Origin of the sequence: Streptomyces xiaopingdaonensis (assembly GCF_000262345.1) — a bacterium.
Lineage (GTDB): Bacteria > Actinomycetota > Actinomycetes > Streptomycetales > Streptomycetaceae > Streptomyces > Streptomyces xiaopingdaonensis.
The window spans coordinates 1-5,559 of sequence record NZ_AJTQ01000141.1 but is presented as its reverse complement, the minus strand read 5'-3'; the positions used below and the strand labels follow the sequence as shown (position 1 = coordinate 5,559).

4 protein-coding genes are annotated in these 5,559 nt (G+C 73.4%); all 4 read left to right on the top strand.

Annotation, left to right across the window (positions count from 1 at the left end):
• The first annotated feature begins 115 nt into the window (after positions 1 to 115).
• The 4 genes from UWG_RS0111720 to thrC all read left to right on the top strand — a co-directional run bounded on the left by UWG_RS0111720 (position 116) and on the right by thrC (position 5,080).
• Positions 116 to 928 carry a DALR anticodon-binding domain-containing protein gene (locus UWG_RS0111720; protein WP_016907403.1) on the top strand — a complete coding sequence of 271 codons (813 nt, stop codon included), beginning with the start codon at positions 116 to 118 and terminating at the stop codon, positions 926 to 928.
• A gap of 93 nt (positions 929 to 1,021) precedes the next feature.
• Positions 1,022 to 2,413, top strand: coding sequence for a diaminopimelate decarboxylase (gene lysA, locus UWG_RS0111715; RefSeq protein WP_016907402.1), 1,392 nt, complete (start codon positions 1,022 to 1,024; stop codon positions 2,411 to 2,413).
• A 263-nt stretch (positions 2,414 to 2,676) separates the two neighbouring features.
• Positions 2,677 to 3,978 carry a homoserine dehydrogenase gene (locus UWG_RS0111710; protein ID WP_016907401.1) on the top strand — a complete coding sequence of 434 codons (1,302 nt, stop codon included), beginning with the start codon at positions 2,677 to 2,679 and terminating at the stop codon, positions 3,976 to 3,978.
• A gap of 16 nt (positions 3,979 to 3,994) precedes the next feature.
• A complete protein-coding gene (gene thrC, locus UWG_RS0111705) occupies positions 3,995 to 5,080 on the top strand; it encodes a threonine synthase (RefSeq protein ID WP_016907400.1) in 1,086 nt (361 codons plus the stop codon).
• Positions 5,081 to 5,559: the final 479 nt, after the last annotated feature.

Here is a 5,559-nt window from a genome sequence, read left to right as displayed (position 1 = left end):
GGGGCGTGACCCCGCCGCCCGCCCCGCCACCGTCCGCGCACGGCATGTGCACCCTGCGTCCACGGTGCGAAACCGGGTCGCCGCCCCCCGCCCCCTCTCCCATACGCTGGTTTCCGTGACCCCCGCCCGGCTCTCCGCTCTCGTGCTGCGCAGCGTGGACCGTGCCGTCGACGACGGCCGGCTCCCCGCGCCCAGCGCCGCGTTGCCGGACCGCGTCGTGGTGGAGGCGCCCCCGGCCCGCGGCAAGGGCGACTACGCGACGGCGGCGCCGCTCCGCCTCGCCCCCTCGCTGCATTGCGCCCCCGGCGCCCTGGCGCGGCTGCTGCGCGCCGAGTTGGCCGGAGTCCCCGGCGTGGGCGGCGTCGAGGTCTCGGGCCCCGGGTTCCTCAACGTCACGCTCGACGCGCAAGGGCGCACCGAGCTGGTGCGCACGCTCGCCGGGGACGGCACGGCGCAGCCGAGCGCCCACGAGGCACCGGCGGCCGACATCGCCAACTGGTCGGCAGCCACGGGCGACGACCCGGCGGCGCTCGCCGTCCGCACCGAGGAGTCCAGCCCGCTCTTCCGCGTCCAGTACGCCTGTGCACGCGCCCACGCGCTGCTGCGCTCCGGGCGCGAGCTCGACGTCGAGGCGGAGGCCGGCGCCGCGGGCCACGCGTACGCGGCCCCGCAGGAGCGCGCCCTGCTCGTCCTCCTCGCCGACGCCGCCCGGCACCTGCCGTCCGGGCAGGAGCGCTCGGCCGCACGTCGTCTGGAGTCCGTCGCCGAAGCGTTCCACCGCTGGTCGACGACGTGCCCCACGCTCCCCCTGGGCGACGAGAAACCCGGGGCCGCGCACCGCGCGGGGCTGGCCCTCGCCGAAGCCGTCACAGCGGTGCTCGCCCGCGGCCTGTCCCAGCTCGGCGTCACCGCGCCCGTCCGTGTCTGAGAGGTCCCGGCACGTGAAGGACCCGGACGAAGGCACACCCCGCACCGCCCGGCGCCCGCAGCCGGGCTTCCCCGAGACCACCGAGGCAGCACCATGAGCAGGTCAGCACATCCCGCAGGCCCCCGGCACGGCGACGTCCTCCCCGAAGGCCACTTCACCGCACCCCCCGCCGACCTCAACGGGCTCGACGCACGCGTCTGGGCGCGCACGGTGGAGCGCGGCGCGGAGGGCGCCGTCGCCGTCGGCGGCGTCGACGTCTCCACGCTCGCCGAGGAGTTCGGCACCCCCGGTTACTTCCTCGACGAGGAGGACTTCCGCGCCCGCTGCCGCGCCTGGCGCGAGGCGTTCGGCCCGGAAGCCGACGTCTTCTACGCGGGCAAGGCGTTCCTCTCCCGCGCCGTCGTCCGCTGGCTCACCGAGGAGGGCCTCCATCTCGACGTCTGCTCGGGCGGCGAGCTGGCGACCGCGCTCGCCGGCGGCATGCCGGCCGAGCGGATCGCCCTGCACGGCAACAACAAGTCCGAGGCGGAGATCGAGCGCGCGGTGGAGGCCGGCGTCGGGCGCATCGTGCTCGACTCCTTCCAGGAGATCGCCCGGGTCGCGCACACGGCCGAACGGCTCGGCAGGCGCCAGCGGGTGCAGATCCGGGTGACGGTCGGCGTCGAGGCGCACACCCACGAGTTCATCGCCACCGCGCACGAGGACCAGAAGTTCGGCATCCCGCTCGCCGAGGGGGAAGCGGCCGAGGCGGTGCGCAGGGTCCTGATGCTCGACGGTCTCGAGCTCACCGGTATCCACTCGCACATCGGCTCGCAGATCTTCGACATGGCGGGCTTCGAGGTCTCGGCCCGGCGCGTGGTCGGGCTCCTCCGCGAGGTGCGCGACGAACACGGCGTCGAGCTCCCCGAGATCGACCTCGGCGGCGGCCTCGGCATCGCCTACACGCCGCAGGACGACCCCAGGGAGCCGCACGAGATCGCCAAGGCGCTCGGCGCCATCGTCACCCGCGAGTGCGAGTCCGCGGGGCTCGCGGTCCCGCGGATCTCCGTGGAGCCCGGGCGCGCGATCGTCGGCCCGACGGCGTTCACGCTCTACAGGGTGGGCACGGTCAAGGAGCTCGACGGCCTGCGCACCTATGTCAGCGTCGACGGAGGGATGTCGGACAACATCCGCACCGCGCTCTACGACGCCGAGTACACGGTCTCGCTCGCTTCCCGCACCTCGACGGCGGAGCCGACGCTCTGCCGGGTCGTCGGCAAGCACTGCGAGAGCGGGGACATCGTCGTCCGCGACGCGTTCCTGCCCTCGGACGTCGCACCGGGCGACCTCCTCGCCGTCCCCGCGACGGGCGCGTACTGCCGCTCGATGGCGAGCAACTACAACCACGTACCGCGGCCCCCCGTGGTCGCGGTCCGGGACGGCGCGGCGCGGGCGATCGTGCGCAGGGAGACGGAGGAGGACCTGCTCAGGCTGGACGTCGGCTGAGCGCCGCCCCATCCGATGTCGGGTGACGAGACATAGGTCCCACATAATGGACCAGGCGTGGAATCTCCCCTGCGGTGCGTGAGACTTGGAGGGGCCGCGCAGAAGGGGAGGAAGCCGCCGACCGGCCGGGACGCCACCGACGGGGTGGCAGAGTGCAGCATGCAGTGCAGGGGCACCCGCGGAGCCACGGCACGCGAGGTGACGCCGCGGCGGCCCGAACCGGGGTTCCGCGGGCGAGTCGAAGTAGTCGAAGAAGAGGTCTGATGATGCGTACGCGTCCGCTGAAGGTGGCGCTGATGGGCTGTGGAGTCGTCGGCTCAGAGGTGGCACGCATCATGACGACGCACGCCGAGGACCTCGCCCAGCGCGTCGGCGCCCCCGTCGAGCTCGCCGGCGTCGCCGTCCGGCGACCCGACCGGGTGCGCGCCGGCATCGACCCCTCGCTCGTGACGACGGACGCCGAGGGGCTCGCGGCGCGCGAGGACGTCGACCTCGTCGTCGAGGTGATCGGTGGAATCGAGCCGGCACGCAGGCTCATCACCACCGCGTTCGAGCACGGCGCCAGCGTCGTCACGGCGAACAAGGCGCTCCTCGCGGAGGACAGCGCCACCCTCCACGAGGCCGCGGAGAAGCACGACGCCGACCTCTTCTACGAGGCCGCGGTCGCCGCCGCGATCCCGCTCGTGCGCCCGCTGCGCGAGTCCCTCGCCGGCGACAACGTCAACCGGGTCCTCGGCATCGTCAACGGCACGACCAACTTCATCCTCGATCGGATGGACTCCTCCGGCGCCGGCTACAGCGAGGCGCTCGACGAGGCGACCGCCCTCGGCTACGCGGAGGCCGACCCGACAGCCGACGTCGAGGGCTTCGACGCGGCAGCGAAGGCCGCGATCCTCGCCGGCCTCGCCTTCCACACCCGCGTCCGCCTCGACGACGTGCACCGCGAGGGCCTCACCGACGTGACGGCCGCCGACATGGCCTCGGCGAAACGCATGGGCTGCACCGTCAAACTCCTCGCCATCTGCGAACGCACCCCCGGCGGCCGCTCGGTCACGGCCCGTGTGCACCCGGCGATGATCCCGCTCAGCCATCCGCTCGCCTCCGTCCGCGAGGCGTACAACGCGGTCTTCGTCGAGTCCGAGGCCGCAGGGCAGCTCATGTTCTACGGGCCGGGCGCCGGCGGTTCGCCGACGGCCTCCGCGGTCCTCGGCGACCTCGTCTCGGCCGCCCGCAACAAGCTCAACGGCGCCCGGGGCGCGGGCGAGTCCGCGTACACGCGGCTGCCCGTCTCGCCCATGGGCGACGTGGTCACGCGCTACCACATCAGCCTCGACGTGGCGGACAAGTCGGGCGTGCTCGCCCAGGTGGCCAACGTCTTCGCGGAGCACGGCGTCTCCATCGACACCGTGCGGCAGCAGGGCAAGGAAGGTTCGAAGAACGACGCATGGCTGGTGGTCGTCACCCACCGGGCGACGGACGCGGCGCTCAGCGCCACCGTCGAGGCGCTGCGGCGGTTGGACACCGTGCGTGGCGTCGCAAGCATCATGCGGGTCGAAGGGGAGTAAGGAACAAGTGACCATCATGGACAGTGCCGTCATGCCGGCTGCCGCGACCCACCAGTGGCGCGGCGTCATCGAGGAGTACCGCGACCGCCTCCCGGTCGCCCCCGAGGCCACCCCGGTGACCCTCCGCGAGGGCGGCACCCCGCTGGTCCACGCGCCCGTCCTCTCCGAGCTCACGGGGTGCGACGTCCATCTGAAGGTGGAGGGCGCCAACCCGACGGGTTCCTTCAAGGACCGCGGGATGACGATGGCGATCACCAAGGCGAAGCACGAGGGCGCGCAGGCGGTCATCTGCGCCTCCACCGGCAACACCTCGGCCTCGGCCGCCGCGTACGCGGTGCGCGCGGGGATGGTCTGCGCCGTGCTCGTACCCCAGGGCAAGATCGCACTCGGCAAGATGGGGCAGGCGCTCGTGCACGGCGCGCAGATCCTCCAGGTCGAGGGGAACTTCGACGACTGCCTGACGCTCGCCCGCGGCCTCTCGGAGAAGTACCCGGTGGCGCTCGTCAACTCGGTCAACCCGGTGCGGATCGAGGGCCAGAAGACGGCCGCCTTCGAGATCGTCGACATGCTCGGCGACGCCCCCGACATCCATGTGCTCCCCGTCGGCAACGCCGGGAACATCACGGCGTACTGGAAGGGGTACAGCGAGTACGCCAAGGAGGGCCCGGCCACCCGTGCCCCGCGCATGTGGGGCTTCCAGGCGTCGGGGGCCGCCCCGATCGTCCGTGGCGAGGCCGTCGAGGAGCCGACGACGATCGCCACCGCCATCCGCATCGGCAACCCGGCCTCCTGGACCCTCGCCGAGCAGGCGCGTGACGCCTCGGGCGGATTCATCGATTCGGTAACGGACCGTCAGATCCTGCGTGCCTACCGGAGGTTGGCCTCCCAGGAGGGCGTCTTCGTCGAGCCGGCGTCCGCGGCGTCGGTCGCCGGCCTCCTCCAGGCCGCCGAGCAGGGCCGGCTCGACCCGGGCCAGCGTGTCGTCTGCACGGTGACGGGCAACGGCCTCAAGGACCCGGACTGGGCGGTCGCCGGAGCGCCCCAGCCCGTCACCGTCCCCGTCGACGCCGACGCCGCGGCCGACAGGCTCGGACTCGCCTGACCCGTGCGGGAGTTCGGCACACCGCCGAACTCCCGCACGGGCGCGCCGATTTGCGTACGGGCGTACCGCCGGCCCGTGCGCGGCCGTGGGACGTACGGCTCGCGCGCCCTGCGCACGGCGTACGGCGTACGGCCGCGTGCGTACGTTCCCAACTTTCCCCGTTCCAGGGCCTGTTCGCAGCGGCGCGGGGCCGGGGGCCGCGCACGACCGGTGGGCCGGGGCGGCAGGGCGCCCGGCGGCACAGGAGCGCACGGCGGCTTTCGACACGCATCGTGCGCCTCCCGTGCGCCCTATGTCGCCACTGAACCTTCCTTCGATAGGCTGGCGTTCACCCCGCCCCGCGCGATGTCCCTCGGAAGGGTTCCTGCTCGGTTTGCCAGGCCGCAGCCGGAGCCTCCGCGGAAGCGCCGGGTCCAGGCCGGTCCGGCTCGCAGCCGCGGCCTCAGGGGTCGCCGCAAACCAAACCAAGGAGAGTCATC